The sequence below is a fragment of the Shinella agrisoli genome, assembly GCF_046557955.1.
Lineage (GTDB): Bacteria > Pseudomonadota > Alphaproteobacteria > Rhizobiales > Rhizobiaceae > Shinella.
In genome coordinates this window covers 105,391-128,135 of sequence record NZ_JBJIEP010000003.1, presented here as the reverse complement: position 1 = coordinate 128,135, position 22,745 = coordinate 105,391, and the positions used below count along the sequence as shown (strand labels likewise).

The 22,745-nt window shown below is 67.2% G+C and carries 25 protein-coding genes; 13 read left to right on the top strand and 12 right to left on the bottom strand.

The features are described from left to right. Positions 1-101: 101 nt before the first annotated feature. The 4 genes from ACIIOY_RS03425 to ACIIOY_RS03410 all read right to left on the bottom strand — a co-directional run bounded on the left by ACIIOY_RS03425 (position 102) and on the right by ACIIOY_RS03410 (position 3,409). Positions 102-986, bottom strand: a complete 885-nt coding sequence (locus ACIIOY_RS03425; RefSeq protein ID WP_411033222.1) for an SMP-30/gluconolactonase/LRE family protein — start codon at positions 984-986, stop codon at positions 102-104. Then, entirely contained in the window at positions 983-1,621 is a 639-nt protein-coding gene (locus ACIIOY_RS03420) for a 2-dehydro-3-deoxy-6-phosphogalactonate aldolase (RefSeq protein WP_411033221.1), read from the bottom strand. Before ACIIOY_RS03420 ends, ACIIOY_RS03425 begins: the two co-directional genes overlap by 4 nt. Before the next feature lie 76 nt (positions 1,622-1,697). Next, positions 1,698-2,648: a 2-dehydro-3-deoxygalactonokinase gene (locus ACIIOY_RS03415; RefSeq protein WP_411033220.1), complete on the bottom strand. Its 951-nt coding sequence runs from the start codon at positions 2,646-2,648 to the stop codon at positions 1,698-1,700. Then, positions 2,648-3,409, bottom strand: coding sequence for an SDR family NAD(P)-dependent oxidoreductase (locus tag ACIIOY_RS03410; protein ID WP_411033219.1), 762 nt, complete (start codon positions 3,407-3,409; stop codon positions 2,648-2,650). The genes ACIIOY_RS03415 and ACIIOY_RS03410 overlap by 1 nt, the downstream gene beginning before the upstream one ends. A 102-nt stretch (positions 3,410-3,511) precedes the next feature. On the opposite strand from ACIIOY_RS03410, the gene ACIIOY_RS03405 reads away from it, so the two are divergent. The 12 genes from ACIIOY_RS03405 (at position 3,512) to ACIIOY_RS03350 (ending at position 14,985) form a co-directional block, all read left to right on the top strand. Next, complete coding sequence (locus ACIIOY_RS03405; RefSeq protein ID WP_411033218.1) at positions 3,512-4,303, top strand: IclR family transcriptional regulator; 792 nt, start codon at positions 3,512-3,514, stop codon at positions 4,301-4,303. 262 nt (positions 4,304-4,565) lie between these two features. Further along, positions 4,566-5,303, top strand: a complete 738-nt coding sequence (locus ACIIOY_RS03400; RefSeq protein WP_411033217.1) for a helix-turn-helix transcriptional regulator — start codon at positions 4,566-4,568, stop codon at positions 5,301-5,303. A 73-nt stretch (positions 5,304-5,376) separates the two neighbouring features. Continuing rightward, entirely contained in the window at positions 5,377-6,132 is a 756-nt protein-coding gene (locus ACIIOY_RS03395) for a helix-turn-helix transcriptional regulator (protein ID WP_411033216.1), read from the top strand. Positions 6,133-6,259: 127 nt separating this feature from the next. Continuing rightward, a complete protein-coding gene (apbC, locus tag ACIIOY_RS03390; protein ID WP_411033215.1) occupies positions 6,260-7,426 on the top strand; it encodes an iron-sulfur cluster carrier protein ApbC in 1,167 nt (388 codons plus the stop codon). A 189-nt stretch (positions 7,427-7,615) separates the two neighbouring features. Beyond that, positions 7,616-8,599: a magnesium transporter CorA family protein gene (locus tag ACIIOY_RS03385; protein ID WP_411033214.1), complete on the top strand. Its 984-nt coding sequence runs from the start codon at positions 7,616-7,618 to the stop codon at positions 8,597-8,599. Between the two features lie 17 nt (positions 8,600-8,616). Continuing rightward, entirely contained in the window at positions 8,617-10,518 is a 1,902-nt protein-coding gene (locus ACIIOY_RS03380) for a potassium transporter Kup (RefSeq protein WP_411033213.1), read from the top strand. 345 nt (positions 10,519-10,863) lie between these two features. Next, positions 10,864-11,985, top strand: a complete 1,122-nt coding sequence (locus tag ACIIOY_RS03375) for a cell wall hydrolase (RefSeq protein WP_411033348.1) — start codon at positions 10,864-10,866, stop codon at positions 11,983-11,985. Positions 11,986-12,263: 278 nt separating this feature from the next. Continuing rightward, positions 12,264-12,659: an AtpZ/AtpI family protein gene (locus ACIIOY_RS03370; RefSeq protein ID WP_411033212.1), complete on the top strand. Its 396-nt coding sequence runs from the start codon at positions 12,264-12,266 to the stop codon at positions 12,657-12,659. A gap of 60 nt (positions 12,660-12,719) precedes the next feature. Beyond that, on the top strand, positions 12,720-13,472 hold the full coding sequence (locus ACIIOY_RS03365) for a F0F1 ATP synthase subunit A (protein ID WP_411033211.1): 753 nt from the start codon (positions 12,720-12,722) through the stop codon (positions 13,470-13,472). Between the two features lie 66 nt (positions 13,473-13,538). Then, positions 13,539-13,766 carry a F0F1 ATP synthase subunit C gene (locus ACIIOY_RS03360; RefSeq protein ID WP_024270186.1) on the top strand — a complete coding sequence of 76 codons (228 nt, stop codon included), beginning with the start codon at positions 13,539-13,541 and terminating at the stop codon, positions 13,764-13,766. Positions 13,767-13,856: 90 nt separating this feature from the next. Further along, positions 13,857-14,489 (top strand): F0F1 ATP synthase subunit B, encoded by a 633-nt coding sequence (locus ACIIOY_RS03355; protein ID WP_411033210.1) that lies wholly within the window; start codon positions 13,857-13,859, stop codon positions 14,487-14,489. 10 nt (positions 14,490-14,499) lie between these two features. Beyond that, positions 14,500-14,985, top strand: coding sequence for a F0F1 ATP synthase subunit B (locus ACIIOY_RS03350; protein ID WP_411033209.1), 486 nt, complete (start codon positions 14,500-14,502; stop codon positions 14,983-14,985). A gap of 53 nt (positions 14,986-15,038) precedes the next feature. Here the strand turns inward: ACIIOY_RS03350 and ACIIOY_RS03345 are convergent, their stop codons facing one another. The 5 genes from ACIIOY_RS03345 to ACIIOY_RS03325 form a co-directional block, all read right to left on the bottom strand. Next, positions 15,039-15,662 (bottom strand): ATP-dependent Clp protease proteolytic subunit, encoded by a 624-nt coding sequence (locus tag ACIIOY_RS03345; RefSeq protein ID WP_411033208.1) that lies wholly within the window; start codon positions 15,660-15,662, stop codon positions 15,039-15,041. 45 nt (positions 15,663-15,707) lie between these two features. Next, on the bottom strand, positions 15,708-16,055 hold the full coding sequence (locus ACIIOY_RS03340; RefSeq protein WP_411033207.1) for an SRPBCC family protein: 348 nt from the start codon (positions 16,053-16,055) through the stop codon (positions 15,708-15,710). Then, positions 16,052-16,366, bottom strand: coding sequence for an ArsR/SmtB family transcription factor (locus ACIIOY_RS03335; RefSeq protein ID WP_411033206.1), 315 nt, complete (start codon positions 16,364-16,366; stop codon positions 16,052-16,054). Before ACIIOY_RS03335 ends, ACIIOY_RS03340 begins: the two co-directional genes overlap by 4 nt. Before the next feature lie 196 nt (positions 16,367-16,562). Continuing rightward, complete coding sequence (rnhB, locus tag ACIIOY_RS03330; protein ID WP_502226611.1) at positions 16,563-17,213, bottom strand: ribonuclease HII; 651 nt, start codon at positions 17,211-17,213, stop codon at positions 16,563-16,565. A gap of 302 nt (positions 17,214-17,515) precedes the next feature. Then, complete coding sequence (locus ACIIOY_RS03325) at positions 17,516-18,673, bottom strand: PA0069 family radical SAM protein (protein WP_411033204.1); 1,158 nt, start codon at positions 18,671-18,673, stop codon at positions 17,516-17,518. Between the two features lie 173 nt (positions 18,674-18,846). Between ACIIOY_RS03325 and ACIIOY_RS03320 the strand changes: the two genes are divergently transcribed. Beyond that, positions 18,847-19,389, top strand: coding sequence for a glycosyltransferase family protein (locus ACIIOY_RS03320; RefSeq protein WP_411033203.1), 543 nt, complete (start codon positions 18,847-18,849; stop codon positions 19,387-19,389). On the opposite strand, the gene moaB is transcribed toward ACIIOY_RS03320, so the two are convergent. The 3 genes from moaB to ACIIOY_RS03305 are packed head-to-tail and all read right to left on the bottom strand — an operon-like array spanning position 19,386 to position 22,663. Continuing rightward, positions 19,386-19,934, bottom strand: a complete 549-nt coding sequence (moaB, locus tag ACIIOY_RS03315; protein ID WP_411033202.1) for a molybdenum cofactor biosynthesis protein B — start codon at positions 19,932-19,934, stop codon at positions 19,386-19,388. The genes ACIIOY_RS03320 and moaB overlap by 4 nt on opposite strands. Beyond that, positions 19,921-20,817, bottom strand: a complete 897-nt coding sequence (locus ACIIOY_RS03310; protein WP_411033201.1) for a 4-(cytidine 5'-diphospho)-2-C-methyl-D-erythritol kinase — start codon at positions 20,815-20,817, stop codon at positions 19,921-19,923. Before ACIIOY_RS03310 ends, moaB begins: the two co-directional genes overlap by 14 nt. Positions 20,818-20,821: 4 nt before the next feature. Further along, entirely contained in the window at positions 20,822-22,663 is a 1,842-nt protein-coding gene (locus tag ACIIOY_RS03305; protein WP_411033200.1) for a tetratricopeptide repeat protein, read from the bottom strand. Positions 22,664-22,745 lie beyond the last annotated feature (82 nt).

Here is a 22,745-nt window from a genome sequence, read left to right as displayed (position 1 = left end):
CCGATGAAAATTGCCTTCTTTTTGATTGCAGCCATGCGCCGGAAGCGGCCCACAGCCGGCAAGGCCGGCCGGTCCTGCCCCGTTTTGCAGCAGAAACGGCCTCAGAGCGCGAATGCCGACTCGAAACGCCCCTTCACGGCGATCCCGAGCTCGAAGGTCTGCCCGGCATGCGGATCGGCGCGGCGGCCCGCCGCGTCCATGTCCTGCCAGGCGGAGGTCACCAGCAGCCGGTCGGCCTTTTCGCCGATGAAGGCCGGGCAGCTCGATTGCGAGGCCGGCACGAGGTAGCGCGCGATCTTCGTGCCGTCCGGCCTGTAGACCTCGACCGCATTCGCCCCCCAGCGCGCGTTCCAGATGAGCCCGTCCGCATCGCAGACCGAGCCGTCGACGTCGCCCGGCCCGCCGCTCTCGTCGCAGAGCACCTCCGGTTCGCCCGCCGGAAGGCCCGTCTTCGGGTCAAGCGCCACGCGCATCAGGTGGTCGACGTCCGTGTCGGTGAAGTAGCCGATGCTGCCGTCCGGCGAAAAGCAGATGCTGTTCGGGATCGTGAGGTTGGAGTAGAGCTTCGTCACCCGGTCGCCCGCGACATGGTAGATCGCGCCGGCATGCTTTTCGGCGTTGCGGCCCATCGTGCTCGCCCAAAGCGCGCCGCACGGGTGCACCCGTCCGTCGTTGGAGCGGTTCTGCGGCTTGTCCTCCAGCGTGAGGAAGGGGGACAGCGTGCCGTCCGCGACCTTGCGGATGAAGAGGCCCCGGTCGGAGACGATCAGCTGGCGTTCCGCATCGATGACGGCAAGCACGCTGCCGAGAAAGGGCAGGTCGTGCACGGCCTTCGTCATGGTGGGAAGGTGAAGCTCGTGCAGCTTCTGACCCTTGATGTCGAACCAGAAGGCCTTGCCGGTCGCCGGATCGTAGGTCGGGCCTTCGCCGAGCTGGCAGGCCGTCTCGCAGAGAACGCGGCCGGTAAAGGAATGGGTTTCGGTCATCGGGCTCCTCCATGGACGGCATCGTAGGCTTCGATCGTGGCCTTTGCGCGGGCCCGGACCTCTTCGGCGCCCATGCCGGGCTTGTAGAGGCTGGAGCCGAGGCCGAAACTGCGCACGCCGGCCGCGGCATAATCGGCGAAGTTCTTCTCCGACACGCCGCCGACGGCGGCAATCTCCAGCTCCGCCGGCAGCACGGCGCGGATCGCCTGGATGCCCGAGGGGCCGAGCACGCTGGCGGGGAAGAACTTGAGGCCCGTCGCGCCGGCGCGGGCGGCGGCGAGCGCCTCCGTCGGGGTGAAGACGCCGGGCATGGTCACCATGCCCTTGGCGGCGGCGGTGGAGATGACCTCCGGCTCGACGTTCGGGCTCACCATCAGCCGGCCGCCGACATCGGCAAGGCGGCCCACATCGGCGACGGTCAGCACCGTGCCGGCGCCGATCAGGCAGCCTTCCGGCGCCATCTTCACGGCGGTCTCGATCGACCTGAACGGCTCCGGCGAGTTGAGCGGGATTTCGATTGCGGTAAAGCCGGTCTCGATCAGCGCGCCGACGACATCCTCGGTCTCGCCCGGCTTCAGGCCGCGCAGGATGGCGATCAGCGGATATTTCATGGGGGGGAAGGGGATGCGGCTCATCTTTTCCAGCTTTCTCGGAGCCGTTCCGGAAACTGCGCGAAGCGGTCTGCGTCCGGAACTGCGTTGAAATTCATGCTCAAAGGGACCAGAGCGCCTTGGCGCCCGCGGCAAGGCCGTTGCGCACGGCGGTATCGGCATCGATGACGGTGGGCGAAAGGCCGGCGGCGGCGAGCGCCGCCTCGTAGAGCGCGCCAAGCCCGCCCGAGACGACGAGCGCGACGGGGGTGCCTTCGGCGACCAGCGAGCGCGCGCCGGCGATCTCCAGGCCGATGAGCGTGCCGGAGAGGCGCGCCTTGGCATCCTGCGGGGAAAGCCCGGCGATCAGCGAGCCGGCGCGCACGGAAAAGAGCTGGCTCGTCGCAAGCGCGGGCTTTTCGACCATGCGCGCCACAGCCGCGCGGAAGGCGGCGCTGTCGCCGGAAATCGCGCCGGCATCGGCGATGGCGTGGCTGAGGATCGTGTTCTTCGCGACGGCTTCGAAGAGCTCGCCGGTCATGAAGGTGGAAAAGCCCTCGACCCGCCCGCCCGAAAGGCGCACCCACTTGCTGTGCGTGCCGGGCATGCAGACGAGGTGGTCGCCATCGCCGAGTTCGCCGGCGGCGCCGAGAAGCTGCGTCTCCTCGCCGCGCATGACGTCCGGCGCGGCGGCCTCGCGCTGGGCAAGGCCGGGCAGGATGCGGATATCCGCCTCGACGCCGGGAATGCGCACCGCCGAGGCTGGAATGCGCACCGCCGCGGCCGGGATGTCGGCAAGCGCGGCGGGCGTGTCGAGATAGCCGGCCTCGATCCAGCCCTGCTTGGCGCCGGCCATGCCGCAGATCAGCACGGGCAGGCCCGCGGGCGCGCGGACGGCGGCAAGATGGCCTGCCAGCACCTCGGCAAAGCCGGTGCGCGCGGCGGTCGTCATGCCTTCGCCGCTGCGCCGTTCGGCGCATACGCTGCCGTCCTTGCCGATGAGCCAGAGCCGGAAGCTGGAGGTTCCCCAGTCCACCGCGGCATAGGCGGGTTGGGGCGCGGATTGGGTCATCAGAGCATGCCTCCATCGACGATGAGCGTTTGGGCGGTGATGGCGGCGGAAGCCTCCGACGCCAGGAAGAGACAGGGGCCGACCATGTCCTCGGCGACGAGCGAGCGCTTCAGGCACTGGCGCGCGATTCCGGCGGCCATGTCCGCCTCGCTGATCCACAGGCGCTTCTGCCGCTCGGTCAGCACCATGCCGGGCAGGATGGCGTTGACGCGGATATTGTCCGGGCCGAGCCTGCCGGCAAGCGATTTGGTGAGGCCGACGATGCCCGCCTTGGCGGTGGCATAGCCGGGAAATTCGCCCATGTTGAGGAGGAAGGCGATCGAGGAGAAATTGACGATCGCGCCGCCGCCGCCGTCGCGCATGTGCGGGGCGGCGGCCTGGGCGGCGAAGAAATGGTGGCGCAGGTTGACCGCCTGGTTCTCGTCCCAGTAGCCGGGCTCGACCGTCTCCAGGTCGTGCCGGTCGTCGCGCGCGGCGTTGTTGACGAGCACGCGCAGGCCGCCGAGCACCGAAGCCGCCTCCTTCACGGCCGCGCGCAGCGCGTCGATGTCGCGCAGATCGGCACTTATATAATGCGGCAGGTGCTCGACCTTGCCCTCGAGCGTCGAGACGAGGGTGCGGCTCTCCGCCTCGGCGATGTCGAGGAAGGCGACGCGGGCGCCAGCGGCCGCAAAGCCCGCCACCAGCGCGGCGCCGATTCCCGAGCCGCCGCCGGTAACCAGCACGCCCTGTCCTGCGAGGTCCGGATAGCGGCCAGCCATCGCTGTTCTCCTTGGTGTTCCATTATTTGGAACTGAGTTTGATTATTCGGAATTATTCCGTTACCATGCCGGCCTGTCAAGGGATCGGCGGGAGTTGCGGCGATGGCGGCGGAACGGGAAGAGGAGGGCGGCGGCACCGGCACGCTCGGCAAGGCCATGGCCGTGCTGGAGACGGTGGCGCTCGCCGACCGGCCGATGCGTTTCACGGACGTGCTCGCCGTCAGCGGCCAGCCGCGCGGTACGCTGCACCGCCAGCTTACCCATCTGGTGCAGGAAGGGCTCCTGGAACTGCGGCCCGACCTTGCCTATGTGCCGGGCCTGCGCCTCCTCAAGCTCGCGTCGGCAAGCTGGGCGCGCAACGAGTTCCGCGCCGTCGCCGCGCCCTTCCTCGAGGCGCTGCACAGGCAGACGGGCGAGACCGTGCATCTCGGCGTGCTGCGCGGGCGGGAGATCATCTATCTCGACAAGGTGGAGAGCCGGCAGGCCGTGCGCATGAATTCGCAGATCGGCAACGCCTCGCCCGCCTATTGCACGGGCGTCGGCAAGGCGGCGCTCTCGGCCCTCGATCCGCAAGCGCTCGACACGGTCCTGTCGGGACTGGAGTTCCACCGTTTCACGCCGCAGACGATCACCGACCGCGCGTCGCTCCTTGCCGAGCTTGCGCAAATCCGTTCGAGCGGCATCGCCTTCGACCGGGAGGAGCACGAGCCGGGCATCCGCTGCGTCGCCGCTCCCCTCGTCGATGCCGGCCGTTCGCTCGTCGCGGGCGTTTCCGTCACCGGGCCGGCCTACCGCGTCGGGCAGGAACAGCTCGATGCCTGGGCGCCGCGCGTCCGTCACGCGGCCCGCGCGATCATGGAGGAACTGTCGGCAAGACTCGGTCCGCAACGGTAAGTCGATTACGAGGGTCCGTCGCTGGTCGCAGAGTTGTCTTATCAACCTATTTTACGGTAAATTAGAAAATCGCGCTGGACGTGGATTGGGGTCGCCATTAGCTTCCCTCACGAGCCACTCATGCGTTGCGTCGCTCGCCGCGGACTTGAGGCGCGGTTCTTAAAAATACTTGCACTGGGATACGGGGGTTCCTGAGGCAAGCAAGTGCATTGTGCGGGCAAACTCTGCCGTGCAGTCGCGTGCATTGCTGAAGGAAAAGGACATGGCGGATCGATTCCATACGACATCTGCGAAGTTCCAGAACCGATGGGGCACCGGCCTCTCGGCCCTGGGGTCGGAAGAGGACGTCGCCGAAACGCTGGACGACATCGTCAAGCGCTACGGCTTTCGCGGTTATCTCCTGATCAATGTCCCGTCCGAGACCTCGACGGATTTCTCCTCCAACGTCCTGCTGACGTCCTGGCCGGGCGAGATGCTCGAGACCTACGACCATGCCGGGCTGATCTTCGGCAGCCCCGTCGTCGAGCATCTGCGCCAGAGCACCACCCCCTTCGCCTATGACGCGGACCGCACGAACCGGCGCCGCGCCGACGGCAAGGCGGCGATCGCGGCAAGCCTCTTCGAGCGGCACGGCCTGTCGCGCGGCGCCTATTTCCCCGCGCACAATTCGGCCGGCCTTCGCGGGGCGCTCGCCTTCGGCGGCATGCGCGAGGCGCTCAACCCGCGCGAGATGGCCGAGCTCAACGCGATGGCCAACCTCATCTTCACCGAGGTCGTCGATATGCGCGCCGGGCGCCGGCAGAACGTCTCGCTCTCGCGCCGCGAGATCGAGTGCCTGTCCTGGGCGTCGGCCGGCAAGACGAGCGTGGAAATGTCCGAAATCCTCGGCCTGTCGGAATATACTGTCAATCATTACCTGAACCGGGCGACGCGCAAGCTCGACGCGGTCAACCGGGTTCAAGCGGTCGCCAAGGCGATCCGCGCCGGACTTTTGAACTGATGCATAAAAAAACCTTGCGACTTTCTGGAATGCGTGCGGTCCCGCTCCAACTGCCCAAGGCGAGGAATAACCAATGCGGGGCACCATGACAGCGGACGAGACCAGCAGCGGCGAGAACCAGGTACAGGACGAGGGCGCCGAGATCGCCGCCCTCGAGACGCAGTTCGACATCGTGCGCTACATGCGCCGCAAGTGCGAGGAATACGGCCTCAGATATTTCATCGCCTTCACCCTGCCGGGTTTCGAGGCGGAGAAGCTTTCCGCCTATTCCATCGTCAGCAACTGGCCGCAGGAAATGCTGGCCAAGTACGACGCCATTCGCATGGTCCGCCACAGCGCGGGCATCCGTAAGCTGCGGCTGACCACGGTTCCCTTCTCCTACGACATGCGGGAATGGATCGGCGAATCCTCCGAGGACGCGGATTTCACGGAGCTGCTCGATGTCATGACCGCTCACGGCATGCTGGTCGGCCACTTCTTTCCGGTGCACGATGCGCTCGGCAACCGCGGCGCCATCGTCTGGGGCGGCGAGAGCGCGACGCTCAGCCGCGACGATCGGCTGATGCTCCAGATGATCTCCGTCCATCTCTTCAACCGGCTGGCGGAGATAGGCTCGGCCTGGAAATCCAGCCAGGTCGTGCTCACCGAGCGCGAGATCCAGTGCCTGAGTTGGACGGCGGCGGGCAAGACGAGCCTGGAGATCGCCGAAATCCTCGGCCTGTCCGAGCACACGGTCAACCACTACCTCAACCAGGTCACCCGCAAGCTGGAGGCGGTCAACCGCACCCAGGCCGTGGTCAAGGCCATCCGCCGCGGGCTGATCGCCTGAACTGAGGCAACCTGCCGCAAAGCCGAAGCCGTTGGTCGCAGGGAAATCGTTTGGCGGCGGCCTTTCCGTGCACTATCTACGCAAAAGGGCAGCGGTCTGCCGCCGCGACGGGATGTTCGAGGGTTTCATGACGGATGTAAGCAAGGAACAGGTGCTGGAACGGCTGCGCACGGTGCGCGGCCCGGACATGGACGGCAACATCGTCGATCTCGGCCTCGTCTCGGACGTCTTCATCTCCGACGGCAAGGTCTATTTCTCGATCACCGTGCCGGCCGAGCGCGCCCGCGAGCTCGATCCGATGCGTGCGGCCGCCGAGCGCGTCGTCAAGGAGATTCCCGGCATCAAGGCCGCCATGGTGGCGCTGACGGCGGACAAGCGCGCCGCCTCCGGCCCGGCCGCAACCCGCGCGCCGGCCCCGCCGCCCGGCCGCGGCCATGCCGCCCACGGCCACGCCGCGCCCGGCCAGCCGCAGCAGCGCGCGAAATCCGGCATTCCCGGCGTCGGCGCCATCATCGCGGTGGCCTCCGGCAAGGGCGGCGTCGGCAAGTCGACCACCTCGGTCAACCTCGCCCTGGCGCTGAAGGCGAACGGCCTTCGGGTCGGCATCCTCGACGCGGACATATACGGCCCCTCCATGCCGCGCCTCCTGAAGATCTCCGGCCGGCCGCAGCAGCTCGAAGGGCGCATGATCAAGCCGATGGAGAACTACGGCATCAAGGTCATGTCCATGGGCTTCCTCGTCGACGAGGAGGTGGCGATGATCTGGCGCGGGCCGATGATCCAGTCGGCGCTGATGCAGATGCTGCGCGAGGTCGCCTGGGGCGAGCTCGACGTGCTCGTCGTCGACATGCCGCCCGGCACGGGGGACGCCCAGCTCACCATGGCCCAGCAGGTGCCGCTCGCCGGTGCCGTCATCGTCTCCACGCCGCAGGATCTCGCGCTCATCGATGCGCGCAAGGGCCTCAACATGTTCTCGAAGGTCGAGGTGCCGGTGCTCGGCATCGTCGAGAACATGAGCTATTTCATCGCGCCCGACACCGGCAACCGCTACGACATCTTCGGCCACGGCGGCGCGAGGAAGGAGGCCGAGCGCATCGGCGTGCCCTTCCTCGGCGAGGTGCCGCTGACCATGGACATCCGCGAGACCTCCGACGCGGGAACGCCCGTCGTCGTCTCCAACCCGGACGGCGCTGCGGCCAAGGTCTACCGCGAGATCGCCACCCGCGTCTGGCAGGAACTCCAGGCGGTGCAGGGCAAGGGCGCCCGCGGCGCGCCGGCCATCGTCTTCGAATAGGCGGCCTCGGACGTATCCAGCCCGCCGCCCGGCACGACGGAGGGGGATAACCCTCCCGCATTCCTCAAGGACCTTCAGCCGGGCCTTGATTTTCATGTTGCACCGCGCAATATCCCCTGCCTGCCGCGCGTGGTGCGGCGGCGTCCATTCGGGAGTATGAGCGATGGTCCGCCCCGGAGCCGATCGCCGGTGATTACGGTTTTCCGTTCCAACGGCGAGGCGCGCCCCCTGCCGACAGAAGCCGATTCCGCCGCTGCCGACGCGCTCGCCGGCGCCGTCTGGGTCGATCTCGTCGAGCCGGACCGCGGCGAGGAAGCCCTGATCGAGCGCATGCTCGGCATCGAGGTGCCGACCCGCGACGAGCTCAAGGACATCGAGCCGTCGAGCCGCCTCTATACGGACGGCAGCGCCGCCTACATGACCGCCTCGCTGATGGTGAACGCCGAAAGCCACCTGCCGCACCTGACGGACGTCGCCTTCATTCTGACGGCCGAAAGGCTGTTGACCGTGCGCTATGCGGAGCCGCGCTCCTTCGCCCTCTTCAAGAGCGCGATGCATCGCATTCCGGGCGGCTGCTCCTCGCCGACGGTGATGATCACGCGCCTTCTCGAAACGATCGCCGACCGCACGGCGGAAATCCTGGAAATCGCCGTGGCGCGGGCCGACAAGCTCTCCCTCGAGGTGTTCGGCGACAAGCGGCACCTCTCCCGCCGTCCGCCGCGCTACCTGGAGGACCGCGTCGTGCAGGTCTCGGCGCTCCACCGCCTCGTCGCCAAGACGCGCGACAGCCTCATGTCGCTCTCGCGCGTGCTGACCTTCCTGCATGCGCTGCCGGCGCTCCAGTCCGACCGCGAGAGCCTGGAGCTGTGCCGCACGGTGACGCGCGACGTGCAGTCGCTGTCCGAGCACGCCAATTTCGTCGCCGGCAACATCACCTTCCTGCTCGACGCCTCGCTCGGCCTCATCAACCTGGAGCAGAACGCCATCATCAAGATCTTCTCGATCGCCGCCGTCGTGCTGCTGCCGCCGACGCTGATCGCCTCGATCTACGGCATGAACTTCGAGCACATGCCGGAACTGCGCCTCGTCTACGCCTATCCGCTGACGCTCGTGGCGATGGTGCTGTCGGCAATCCTGCCGTTCTTCTTCTTCCGCTGGAAAGGCTGGCTCTAGCTTGAGCCTGATCGCCCATGCAAGCACATTCCGGTAGCGCACCGCATTTCCACGGCCGGGGGCGCACGCTGTTTCTCCTCGCCCTCGGCTCCGTCGGCGTCGTCTACGGCGACATCGGCACGAGCCCGCTCTATGCCTTCCGCGAGGCCCTGCGCCCCGTCGCGCATGACGGCGTGTCCCGCACGGAGATCATCGGCCTCATCTCGCTGATCATCTGGACGCTGACGGTCATCGTCACGATCAAATACGTGCTCTTCCTGCTGCGCGCCGACAACCACGGCGAGGGTGGCACGCTCTCCCTGCTGGCGCTGCTCATGAAGACCGCGGGCCGCAGGGCGACCGTGCTCTTCTTCATGGGCGCGGCGGGGGCCGCGCTCTTCATCGGCGATGCGATGATAACGCCGGCGCTTTCGGTTCTCTCGGCCGTCGAGGGCCTGAAGCTCGTGACGCCGACGCTCGGCGACTACGTCGTGCCCATCTCGGTCGTCATCCTCGTCGTGCTGTTCGCCGTGCAGTCGCTCGGAACGGCGGCGGTCTCGAAGTTCTTCGGGCCGATCACCGCCGTCTGGTTCGTCGTCATGGGGCTTGGCGGCATCGTCCACATCAGCGACGATCTCGCCATCCTTTCGGCCTTCAATCCCTATTACGCCGTGCTCTTCATGGTGCACGAGGGCTATGTCGGCCTCGTCGTGCTCGGCGCGGTCTTCCTGACGGTCACCGGCGCGGAGGCGCTCTATGCCGACCTCGGGCATTTCGGCCGCCGGCCGATCCAGTGGGCCTGGTTCTGTCTGGTGTTCCCGGCGCTGACGCTCAATTATCTGGGCCAGGGCGCATTGGTGCTCGCCCATCCGGAGACGATCGCAAATCCGTTCTTCCTGATGTTCCCGAAATGGGCGCTGCTGCCCGTCGTCATCCTCGCGACGGCGGCGACCATCATCGCCAGCCAGGCCGTCATCACCGGCGCCTTCTCGCTGGCGCGCCAGGCCATCCACCTCGGCTTCCTGCCGCGCATGGAGATCTTCCACACCTCGGAGACCCAGACCGGGCAGATCTACCTGCCGGGCGTCAACACGGTGCTGCTGTTCGGCGTCATGCTGCTCGTCTTCATCTTCGGCTCGTCCGAGGCGCTGGCGACGGCCTACGGCATATCCGTCACCGGCGCGATGGTGGTGACCACCGTGCTCGCCTTCGAGTTCCTGCGCGCGCGCTGGCGCTGGACGCCGCTTGCCGCCGCCGCCGTGCTCATGCCGCTCTTCCTGCTCGAGCTCACCTTCCTCGGCGCGAACCTCCTGAAGGTGCACGACGGCGGCTATGTGCCGGTGATGATCGCCGCCGCCGTCGTCGTGGTGATGTGGACCTGGACCCGCGGCACGCGGATCCTGCGCGAGAAGACGCGCCGCATCGAGGTGCCGCTGCAGGCCTTCGTCAAGTCGGTGGAAAAGCAGGGTGCCCATGCGCCGGTACAGGTTTCCGGCACGGCGGTCTTCCTGACCAGCGATCCGGATTTCGCGCCGGCCGCGCTCCTGCACAACATCAAGCACAATCACGTCCTGCACGAGCAGAACTTCATCCTGACGGTCAAGACCGCCAACACGCCGCGCGTCGTTCCGGCCGAGCGCTTCACCGTGGAGAGGATCTCCGAACGCTTCTCGCGCATCGAGATGCGCTTCGGCTTCATGGAGACGCAGAACGTCTCCCAGGCGCTCGGCCTGATGCGCAAGGCCGGCCACAAGTTCGACATCATGTCGACCTCGTTCTATCTCGGCCGGCGCAAGCTGGTGCCCGATGCGCAGTCCGGCATGCCCATGTGGCAGGACCGGCTCTTCATCGGCCTTGCCAACCTCGCCACCGACCCGTCCGACTACTTCCGCCTGCCGACCAACCGCGTCGTCGAGCTGGGCTCGCACGTCGTCATCTGACGAAAACGGGAAGGGACGGTGAGCGGCCTCCCCAAACCCGTCCATCAGCATTAACCAAGCATCAAGGTTAATGCATCATTTTACCCCGAGAACGAGCCGCTTCGGGCCCGTGCCTCGGCACGGCAGGCTCCCATACGAACATTATCCGGGCAGGGAGACACGCCGGTCTGAGGCCGGCGCAGGAGCCTGCACGCGCATCAGGTGCGGAGTAGTCAGTTGCGTAAGCGTAGCATTCGTCGTGCAGGTGCAGGCCGCCTTTTCGGGTATCTCCAGCAGTTCCGGCAAACCTGCGCCGCGGTCTTGCCGCCGCAATTGCGCGAAGGCGTCCGGGCGCTCGAATGGAAGATGCCGCTCGCCCTCGGTCTTTGCCTTGCCGCGAGCCTTCCCACGCAAGCGGCCCATACCGACCTTGCCACCTACCTCGCCGGCCTCAACCGCAAGGGCGGCAACCAGACCATGGTGCTGACCCGCTCGCCGGCCGGCTCCGTGCACGAGGTCGAGATCGCCTTTGCCGACGCCATGATCACGGGGGGCGTGGAGAGCGGGGCAGGGGTGGAGCTTCCGGGCGGCGTCAAGGCCGCGCTGCGCAGCGAGCACAAGGGCAGGGGCGCGATCCCCGACGAGGACCGCGTCAACCGCCGCGACAAGAAGGGCCGCATCGTCGCCGTCCTGCCGGTCACGCCGCCGAAGGGGTTTGCCGCCGGCTCGATCCTCGACCGCACCAGCTCGCTCTTCTCGCCGGCCTTCGATACCGGCCAGCGCATGGCCTTCGCCAAGCCGAACATCAAGGGCAAGGAAATCGAGATCGCGACCGCCTTCTACAAGAAGAAGCCCGTTTACAAGGATGCCGGCGTCTCGCCGGTCATCGCAAGCCTCGTCACCAACGACAAGGCCGACGTGCTGGCGACCGCCTATGCGCGCATCGAGCCGGACTATGCCCGGGAATCGCCCTTCGATTCGATCCTGAAGCCGAAGAAGGAGCTCGGCCGCTTCATTCCCGACATCTCTCCCGACGACCACGCCTGGGCCGCGACGGCGCTGCCGGCCGAGGTCTTCTCCGCCAAGGAGCAGAAGTGCCTGGCCGAAGGCATCTATTTCGAGGCGCGCGGCGAGGAGCTGAAGGGCCAGGCCGCCGTGGCGCAGGTCATCCTCAACCGCGTGCGCAACCCCGCCTATCCGGACACCATCTGCGGCGTCGTCTACCAGAACGAGAACTGGCGCAACCGCTGCCAGTTCTCCTTCGCCTGCGACCGCATCCCCGACCTGATCCTGTCCCCGTGGCACTGGAAGACCGCCAAGGAGATCGCCATGGCGGTCACCGCCGGCAAGATCTGGTTCGAGGAGGTCGGTTCCGCGACCCACTACCATGCCACCTATGTACGCCCGCCGTGGGGCCGGACCATGAAGCGGGTGGCGAAGATCGGCAAGCACATCTTCTACCGCACCTATGGCGGCGGCTGGAGCTGACGCCTTCCCGAGGGAACAGGCCGGGGCGTGGTGAGTCCGCGCCACGGCGCCCGCGATTTGCGGGGCGGAGAGTCGCGCCTGCCGCGCGATTCTTTCTAACGAATTGATTTTGCTTGATATATTTGCTGTGGCGCAAAGCTCCGCCATGCCTTGACTATGCCGGCACCTAAAACTATGTTGCGCCCGACTTCAAAAGGGGTCGGATATGGCTTGAACCCTAGCCTTCAATATGTCCGCAATGGGGCGAAAGCTCCGCCGGAACCAACAGGGAGGGTGCCATGGCCGACGATCGAAAGGGAAGTCTGGAAGACCGGCTGAAACGCCTGGACGCGGAGCTCGCGGAACGGCGCAGGGAGGACGGGGCGGACAAGGCCGCCGAGACGCGGGCATCCGAAAGCCGCAAGGGCTACGCGGTCGCCATGAAGCTCTCGAGCGAGTTCGTCGCGGCCGTCATCGTCGGGGCGCTTCTGGGCTATCTTTTGGACCATTTTGCGGGTACAGGGCCTTGGGGGATGATCGTTCTTCTGCTCCTCGGCTTCTGTGCCGGCGTTCTGAACGTCATGCGCGCGGCCGGCATGGTGGCATCGCCCCATCCCGTCGACAGGCTGGCGGGCCGCGAGCCCGCCAAGGCCCGCAGCGGACGGGAAGAGACCGAGACGAGGGACGATGCCTGAGGGCACGTCCGCATAGTGGGTGACTTCCGCCGCAAGGCGGGCAAGCGAGAGAGATAGACGGTGGCAAACGATCCGACCCATCAGTTCCTGGTCAACAAGATTGTTCCGATCGAGATCGGCGGCATCGACTTCTCCTTCACCAACGCCTCGCTCTTCATGGTCGCCACCGTCGCGGCCGCCGCGGGCTTCCTCTACTTTACGACGGGCCAGCGCGGCCTCGTGCCGAGCCGCATGCAGTCCGTCTCGGAAATGTCCTACGAGTTCGTCGCCTCGATGCTGAGGGAAGGGGCGGGCAGCCACGGGATGAAGTTCTTCCCGCTCGTCTTTTCGCTCTTCATGTTCGTGCTGACGGCGAACCTGCTCGGCATGGTGCCCTACTTCTTCACCGTCACCAGCCAGATCATCGTCACCTTCGCGCTCGCGCTCCTCGTCATCGGCACGGTCGTGGTCTACGGCTTCTACAAGCACGGCTTCGGCTTCCTGAAGCTCTTCGTTCCCTCCGGCGTGCCCGGCGCGCTCCTGCCGCTGGTCGTCTCGATCGAGGTCATCTCGTTCCTCTCGCGTCCGATCAGCCTGTCCATCCGTCTCTTCGCCAACATGCTGGCGGGCCACATCACGCTCAAGGTCTTCGCCGGCTTCGTCACCTCGCTCGGCGCGCTCGGCGCCGTCGGCGTGGTCGGCTCGATCCTGCCCCTACTCATGACCGTCGCCCTGACCGGTCTCGAATTCCTCGTGTCGTTCCTGCAGGCCTACGTCTTCGCAGTTCTGACATGCATGTACCTCAACGATGCCGTGCATCCGGGTGGTCACTAGGAAACAGTCGTCGGCGCCTCCCCGGCGTCGCTCATAAGCCGCAACAACCCATTCAAGGAGTTCAACATGGAAGCGGAAGCAGCAAAGTTCATCGGCGCAGGTCTTGCCACGTTCGGTCTCGCCGGCACGGCTCTCGGCCTCGGCAACATCTTCGGCAACTATCTCGCCGGCGCTCTGCGCAACCCGTCTGCTGCTGACAGCCAGTTCGGCCGTCTCGTATTCGGCTTCGCCGTTACGGAAGCTCTGGGCATCTTCTCGCTGCTCATCGCTCTCCTCCTCCTCTTCGCCGTCTGATATCGGCTGAGGACTGGGCCATGGCCCCTTCGGGGCCGTGGTCCGCCGTACGCTTGAGTACATGATTGAGAGTGCCCCCTGGAGGTGAGCATGTCCGTGACCCCGGCGTCGGCCGAGTCCACCCCTTTCGAAATCGCCCAGGCCGAAACTCCTGCCGTCACGCATGAGGCCCAGCCGGCAGGCGAGGTGCACACCGAGACGGGTGTGGCACATGGCGACGAGCACGCCACCGGCGTCTTCCCGCCGTTCGACCAGACCACGTTCGCATCGCAGCTCCTGTGGCTGGCGATCACCTTCGGTCTTTTCTACCTTCTCATGTCGAAGGTCGTCATTCCGCGCATCGGCGGCATCCTCGAGACGCGCCACGACCGCATCGCGCAGGACCTCGACGAAGCCTCGCGCCTGAAGGCGGAAGCGGATGCCGCGATCGCCTCCTACGAGCAGGAGCTCGCCAGCGCCCGCGCCAAGGGCAACGCGATCGCCTCGAGCGCCCGCGACGAAGCCAAGGCCAAGGCCGACGCCGAGCGCGCCAAGATCGAAGCCTCGCTGCAGGACAAGATCGCCGGTGCCGAGACCCGCATCGCCGAGATCAAGGCAAAGGCCCTTGCCGACGTCGGCACGATCGCCGAGGAAACCACGGCGGCCGTCGTCGAGCAGCTGATCGGCGTCAAGGCCACCAAGGCCGAGGTCGCCTCGGCCGTCAAATCGGCCGCAGGCAAGTAAGGAGGCTCCCATGGCATTCGACGCAACATTCTTCGCCTTTGTCGGCCTCCTGCTGTTCCTCGCCCTCATCGCCTATCTCAAGGTTCCGGGCATGATCGCCAAGAGCCTCGATGCGCGCGCGGAGAAGATCCAGAACGAGCTGGCCGAAGCCAAGCGCCTGCGCGAGGAGGCCCAGCACCTGCTCGCCGAATACCAGCGCAAGCGCAAGGACGCCGAGGCGGAAGCCGCCGGCATCGTCGCCGCCGCCGAGCGCGAGGCGAGCGCGCTGACGGCCGAAGCCAAGCAGAAGACCGAGGAATACGTCGCCCGCCGCACGGCGCTCTCCGAGCAGAAGATCCGCCAGGCCGAGGCCGACGCGATCAACGCCGTCCGCGCCGCCGCCGTCGACCTCGCGGTCGCCGCCGCCGAAAAGGTCATCGCCTCCAAGGCCGATGCCGCGACCGGCAGGAAGCTCTTCGACAACGCCATCAGCGAAGTGAAGACCCGCCTCAACTGAGGGTGCTTCACGGAACGAATTGAGAAGGCCGGAGCGATCCGGCCTTTCTTGTTTCATGCTTCAGGCAGATACAGCTCGCCGGCATCGCGCTCGGTCAGGATGCGGTCGATCAGGCCCCATTCCAGCGCCTCCTCGGCCGTCATGAAGCGGTCGCGATCCATCGCGCTCTCGAATTCCTCGTAGCTGCGCCCGCAGTGCTTAGCATAGAGCCGCGTCATGCGCTGCTTGGTCTTCAGGATTTCCTCGGCATGGATGAGCATGTCCGACGCCTGCCCCTGGAAGCCGCCCGACGGCTGGTGGACGAGGATGGAGGCATTGGGCAGTGCGGCCCGCGTGCCGGGCTCGCCCGCCATCAGCAGGAACGAGCCCATCGAGCGCGCCGTGCCCATGCAGAGCGTGTGCACGGGCGCGCGGATGAACCGCATCGTATCGTACATCGCAAAGCCGCTCGTCACCACGCCGCCGGGCGAGTTGATGTAGAGCTGGATCGGCTTCTTCGGGTTCTCCGCCTCCAGGAACAGGAGCTGCGCGCAGACAAGGGCGGAGACGGTGTCGTTCACCTCGCCATTGAGGAAGATGATCCTTTCGCGCAGCAGGCGGGAATAGATATCGAAGGAGCGTTCGCCCCGGCTGGATTGCTCGACGACCATGGGGACGAGCTGCATCGCTTCGCGCATAGGCGAACTCCTGTCTTGTTGAAGATGGCGGGGGGGGGGGTGGTGTCAGGCGGCGCGCATCAGCGCGGGCCCGTTGTCGTTCAGGGCGGGTGGCCTCAGCTGCGCATCGTCGAGGCCGTGGACGATCCGCAGCGTGGTGCCGCCCACGCCGTTGGGGCGAAGCTGGAAGGCCACGAGGCTTTCGAGATGGGGCGGGTCGTCATCCCGCATCCGGTAGCGCACCTCCTCGCCGGGCACCGTGGAGACCGGCGCGCCGTCGGCGAGCTGCCCGTCCGGCAGCCATCGCTCGCGAAAGGCGGGAATGCTGATCGCCCGCCAGACCTTTTCCGGCGGCGCGTCGAGGTCGTATTCGAGCACGAGGTCCTTCGCCTGCCTGCCTGTCCTGTCGTTCATTGGTCCATGTCCCTCAGCAAATCCCGCAAGGCATCGATGCGCGCCGGCCAGTAGGCGCGGTATTTCGCGAGCCACCCGGCAATGAGCGCAAGCCCGTCCGGGTCGACCTCGTAGTTCACGAAACGGCCCTGCCGCTCCTCGCGCACCAGCCCCGCACCGCGGAGCACCGCCAGATGCTGGGACATGGCCGGCTGGCTGATCTTCATGCCGTCGCGCAGCGCGCTGGCGTTCATCGCCCCGTCCGCCAGCTTCTCGAAGATCGCGCGGCGCGTGGGATCGGCCAGGGCTTTGAATATCTCGTTCTCGATCATGGGAGTGAGATAAGCATACACTTATTTGATTTGCAATGGCGATGTGAGGAGGGCAGAGACGGAAAAACGGCGCGGCCCATTCCTTCTCCGCTTGCCGAAAGAAATGGCCGGCTGGCCGAATGAGGGGCTCGACGTGGAACCGCGCCCCGCGTTTTCCCTGAGGCGACGGCTGCGCCAGACGGCGACGCCTGCCGCTTCAGTCCTGCTTTAACGGCCGGAAACTCATCCTGTGCAGGCGGCAGGGGCCGATGGCCTCGATGGCCCTGCGGTGAATCTCCGTCGCATAGCCGGCATGGATGGCGAAGCCGTAGCCGGGGAAGGTGGTTTCCGCGCGGGCCATCATGCGGTCGCGCATGACCTTGGCGACGATGGAGGCGGCGGCGATGGAGAGCGACCGGGCGTCGCCCTTGACGACGGCGCGGCCCTCGCAGGCAAGGCCCGGCGGCACGTCGCGCCCGTCGGTCAGCACGAGCTTCGGGGCGACCTCCAGGCCCGCGACGGCGCGCCGCATGGCATCGAGGCTCGCCTTGCGGATGTCGACGACGTCGATGCGGCGCGACGAGCTGGAGGCGACGGAGACGAAGGCGGTCTGCATGATGAGCGCGAACAGCGCCTCGCGCCGTGCCGCGCTCAGCTGCTTGGAATCGTTGAGCCCGCCAGGGATGTTGCCGGGATCCAGCACCACGGCGGCGGCCACCACGGGGCCGGCAAGCGGCCCGCGGCCCGCCTCGTCCGTCCCGGCGACCGGCCAGAGACCGCGCCTGCGGGCCGCAAGCTCCATCGAGAAATCCGGCCCTTCAGGCAGGTCGAAAAGAAGGCGGGAATCGGAGGACATGCTTTTGGCCATGGCGGAGACCTTGCACATCCATCCGATTTCCCGCAAGTCCTCCGAGCGATGCGGCGGCCTCGGAGGACATCCGGAGCGCCCAGGGGATGGCGCGGCCGGAAAGGGATCGCGTGCCGGCCGGATCGGCAAGGAAACCGGCCAGGCACGCAGGCATTCGAACATCACGCCGGCTTTGACGCCGGCGACGGCGCAAGGCCCGAACCGGGCCGGCCGGCCCCTGCGCCCGGTTCCCGCGATTGCGGGGCCGGGGCGGCACGCCGGATGGCCCGGAGCATTTCCAGCCGGAGCGGCATCGCTCCGGATCACAGCAGCGAGAGCTGCACGCCGCTGCCGGAGGGCGGCACGAACTGGTCGCTGGCAAGGCTCCGGCGGGTGCGGGTCAGCTCCAGCCGCTTGGCCGCCATCTCGAAGCGCCGCGCGATCTGCCAGGCATAGGGGCCGGCGCCCTTCATGCGCTTGCCGAACTCGGCGTCGTAGTCCTTGCCGCCGCGCATGGAGCGCACCAGCGACATGACGTGGCGGTAGCGGTCCGGATAGTGGCGCAGCAGCCAGTCGCGGAAGAGGGGGCTCACCTCCAGCGGCAGGCGCAGCAGCACGTAGCTCGCCTCCAGCGCGCCGGCCGCCTTGCCGGAATCGAGCACCCGCTCGATCTCGTGGTCGTTGAGGCCGGGAATGACCGGCGCCATCATGATGGCCGTCGGGATGCCGGCGTCCGTCAGCGCGCGGATCGCCTCCAGGCGGCGCGGCGGCGTCGCCGCGCGCGGTTCCATGGTGCGGGCGAGCTTGCGGTCGAGCGTGGTGACCGAGATGCCGACCCAGGCAAGTCCCCGCGCCGCCATGCGGGAGAGGATGTCGATGTCGCGCATGACCAGCGCCGACTTGGTGACGATCGAGACCGGATGGTTCGCCTTGTCCAGCACCTCGAGGATCTGGCGCATGATGCGCCATTCCTTCTCGATCGGCTGGTAGGGGTCGGTGTTGGTGCCGATGGCGATGACGCGCGGCTTGTAGCCGGGCTTGGAGAGCTCGCGTTCGAGCAGCTTCGGCGCATCGGGCTTGGCGAAGAGCCGCGCCTCGAAATCGATGCCGGCGGAAAGGCCCATGAAGGCATGCGTCGGCCGGGCGAAGCAGTAGATGCAGCCGTGCTCGCAGCCGCGATAGGGATTGATCGAGCGGTCGAAGGGAATGTCCGGCGATTCGTTGCGGGTGATGATCGTGCGCGGGCGCTCGACCTGCACCTCCGTGCGGAAGGGCGGCAGCTCCTCCAGCGTCTGCCAGCCGTCGTCGAAGCCTTCGCGCGTCACCGGCTCGAACCGGCCGGTGAAGTTGAGGCCCGCTCCGCGCCCGCGCCGGCGATCCGCGTCGACGCGCATGCCCGTCTGGGCCATCAGCGCTTCGGCAACGTCCTTCCCGTGGCCGGGCGCAAGGGCGCCCTGCCTGAGGTTCGCAAGATCGTTCATGGTTGTCTCCGGCGGAGCGCCTGCCCCGATTCAATGACTATATTCCTATCGCCGGAATGAGAACATTGCAAGAACAAATTTCCGTTCCGCGCTAACCATGTCGCCTAACCATGCGGAAACAAGGCTTCCGCCGGGCGGTGGAAATCGATGCTGCAATGCGGTATGGGAGGGAGATGCTGACGATCATCATGGAATGCCGGGACAACGAGGCGGAGCTGGCGCAGACGCTTTCGGCGCTCGTTGCGGGCGCGGTCGAGGGCGTCGTGCGCGACGTGATCGTGCTCGACCACGGCTCGCGCGACGGCTCCTCCAAGGTGGCGGACGCGGCCGGCTGCCGGTTCCTGACCAACTGGGACATCAAGGACGTCGTGCGCTCGGCCCGCGGCGACTGGCTGCTGCTGCTCGAGCCCGGCGCGCGGCCGGTGACGGGCTGGGTCGACGCGGTCGTCGACCATGTCGCGGTCAACACCGGCCCGGCGCGCTTCCTGGGCTCGCGCAGCCATCGCCGGCCGTTCTTCAAGCGTCTCGGCCGCCGTGTCCCGCCGCTGGAGCAGGGCTACCTGGTCAGCAAGCGCCAGGCCTCTGCGACCGTGCGCACGGGCATGGCGCTCGCCGACGTCGCCCGCGGCGTCAAGGTACGCCGGCTCGTCGCCGAGATCGTGCCGGCCTGGGCGGTGAAGGCGATGCGCGCCGGTTCGGCAGATGCTCTAAATTAGCTGGCCGAGCGCTTCAGGTGCTCGTCGAGGCGCGGCATGATTTCCACGAAATTGCAGGGCATGTGGCGGTAGTCGAGCTGCGCCTTCAGGATGCCGTCCCAGGCGTCCTTGCAGGCGCCGGGCGAGCCCGGCAGCACGAAGACGAAGGTGGCGTTGAGGACGCCCCCCGTCGCGCGCGACTGGATCGTCGACGTGCCGATCTTGTCGTAGGAGATGCGGTGGAAGACCTCGGAAAAGCCGTCCATGCGCTTCTCGAAGATCGGTTCCAGCGCTTCCGGCGTCACGTCGCGGCCGGTAAAGCCCGTGCCGCCCGTGGTGACGACCACGTCGATCGCCTCGTCGCGGGTCCAGGCCTCGACCTGGGCGCGGATCGCGGCGATGTCGTCCGGCACGATCGCGCGGGCGGCAAGGCGGTGGCCGGCCTCTTCTATGCGGGCGGCGAGCGTGTCGCCGGACCTGTCCGTTTCGGGGGTGCGCGTGTCCGAGACGGTGAGCACGGCGATGCCGACCGGAATGAAGGGCCTCGTTTCGTCAATGCGCGCCATCGGCCGCTCCCAGGGTGGTCGTGGCGGTGAAGAACCAGTGCGGATGCCGCCGCGAAAGCGCCGCCGCCGCCGCCTCGGCCGCCGCGTTGCTCCTGTATAGCGCGAACGAGGTGGCGCCGGAACCGGACATGCGCACCACGCGCGCATCGGTCGCGGCAAGTTCGTGCGCGACAAGGGAAATCTCCGGGCAGAGCTTCCGGGCAGGGGGCTCCAGGTCGTTGCGCAGGGCCGCGATGGCCTCCAGCCAGTCCGCGGGCATGGCGGGCAGGGCGAGCGGCGGATTGTCCTTCGAGGCGAGCGCCTTGAAGACGGCGGGCGTCGAGACACCGACGAGGGGGTTGGCGAGCACCATGGCGAGCGCCGGCATGGAGACCGGCGTGATCTTCTCGCCGATGCCGCGGGCGATCAGCGCCCGCCCGGCAAGGCACATCGGCACGTCGGCGCCGAGGCCGAGCGCGAGGGCGCGGAGTTCGCCTTCCGGCAGGCGCGCCCGCCAGAGCGCAAGCAGGCCGCGCAGCGCGGCTGCCGCGTCCGCCGAGCCGCCGCCGATGCCCGAGGCGACGGGCAGGTTCTTTTCGAGATGGATATGGACGGGCGGGGCGGCTTGCCCCGTGCGCGCGAGCGCGGCCCGCAGGCGCTCGCGCGCCCGCAGGACGAGGTTGTCGCCGTCGGCCGCAAGCGCGCCGGAAAACTGGCCGGAGAGGGTGAATCGGTCCTCTTTCGCCGGCGACAGGCCGAGGCGGTCGCCGAAGGCGGTGAAGGTCACGAGGCTGTCGAGGAGGTGATAGCCGTCCGCGCGCCGGCCGACGACGGCGAGCGCGAGGTTGATCTTGGCCGGTGCCGGCTCGCGGACCGAAAAGCCCGAAAGGCTGTCGGCGGACATGCGGTCAGGACTTGCGGTCGGCGGCCTTGCTTTCCGGCGAGGTGTTCTGCGCCGGCCTGTCTTCCTTCGCCTCGGCGGAGGCCGGCTCGGATTTCTTCAGCTCGGGCAGGCCGTTCTCGATCTTCAGCTTGATCTTCGGGATTTCCGCCTCTTCCGGCTTCAGGCCGAGCGCACGGTTCCACTGGAAGGTGGCTTCCAGCTTGCGGCCGACGCGCCAGTAGGCGTCGCCGAGGTGGTCGTTGATCGTCGGGTCGCCCGCCTTGAGCTCGGCCGCGCGCTCCAGCTCCGCCACCGCGTCGTCGAAGCGGCCCAGGCGATAATAGGCCCAGCCGAGCGAATCGACGATGTAGCCGTCGTCCGGCTTGAGGCTCACCGCCTTGCGGATCATGTCCAGCCCCTCGTCGAGGTTCATGTTCATGTCCACCCAGGAATAGCCGAGATAGTTCAGCACCTGCGGCTGGTCCGGGTTCAGCTCCAGCGCCTTGCGGAAGTTCGGCTCGGCCTTTTCCCATTCCTTCAGCCGCTCGTAGGCGATGCCGCGCTGGAAGAAGATGCTCCAGTGGTTTCGGGTCGGCACCGCGCCGATCACGTCCACGGCCTTGTCGTAGAGCGTGCCCATCGCCCGGTAGTCCTTGGCGTCGGAAAGCACGCTGCCGAGCGCCAGGTAGGAGCGCAGGTCCGCCGGGTCGGCGTCGATCAGCGCCTGCAGGTGCTTCTTGGCCTCCTCGACCTTGCCCGTGTCGGCGAGGTTGAGGCCGAGCTGCAGCTCGGAGATGCGCCGCATCGGCGATTTTTCCGGCACGGCGCGGTAATACTCGATGGCGCGCTCCGGCTTCTTCTGGTTTTCGGCAAGGCCGCCGAGCAGGACGAGAACGTCGTCGCTGTCCGGGTCGAGCGCGCGGGCCGCCTGGAGGTAAAGCGAGACGATGTCCTCCGCCCCCTCGCGGTTCAGCGCCCCGCCGATGGAGAAGAGCACGGCGGCGGCGCCCTGCGCGGCCGTGCGCACCTGCTGCTCCTGCTTCTCGCCGGCCTCGATGCTCTGGCGCAGCGCCTTCAGCGGCGCATAGCTGGTGATGAAGTTGTCGCCGACCGAAACCGCATCGAGCGCCTTCTGCTTGTTGCCTTCGCGCGCTTCGAGCCGCGCGAGCGCCATCACGGCGCGCAGGAACGTATCGGGAGCCGCGCTCGCGCCGTTGCGGTCGAGGATCGCATCGTTGAGCCGCGCGCGCGCCGTCGCCTTGTCGCCGGCCGCGGCCGCCAGCGCGCCGGCATGGTAGTTCTTGAAGATGGCGAGCCATTCCGGCCCTTCCATGCCGTGGATGAGCTTGAGCGCCTCCTTCGACTTGCCGTCGCCGAACTTGGCCCAGGCGAGCAGCAGGTCGTTCATCATGCGGTCGAGATCGTTCGGCCCCTTGTAGGCGAGGATCCGTTCGGCGGTCTTGTATTCGCGCTTGCGGATCGCTTCCATGCCGCGCACGACGGAGGTGATGCGCTCGACGGACGGATCGTTCTTGAGGGCATCGGCGAGCTTGACGCCCTCCTGGAAGTCGCCGTTCATCAGCTGCGTCACCATCAGGCGCTGCTTGACGCCGGAATTGGTCGGATCGAACCGCAGCGCGATCTTGTAGAGCGCGACGGCGGTCTCGTAGTCCTTGTCGAAATCCGCGGTGCGGGCGGCAAGGAACGCGCCGGAGAAGGTGTTGACGCCCGATGGGTCGAACGGCTTTTCCTCGGCGGCGGCCGCTGCGGGCTTTTCCTCCGCGTAAGCCGCCAAAGGGCCGGTGAGCGCGATGCCTGCCGCAATCGCCACGCCGGAAAGAAGCCGAAGGAGAAGGGAATGCCGCATCAAAATGCCTTTCGCCACAAAGTATGGAGTTCGCCCCGGAGGCCGGCCGTGACGAATTATGCCACAACGGCGCCCAAATCAG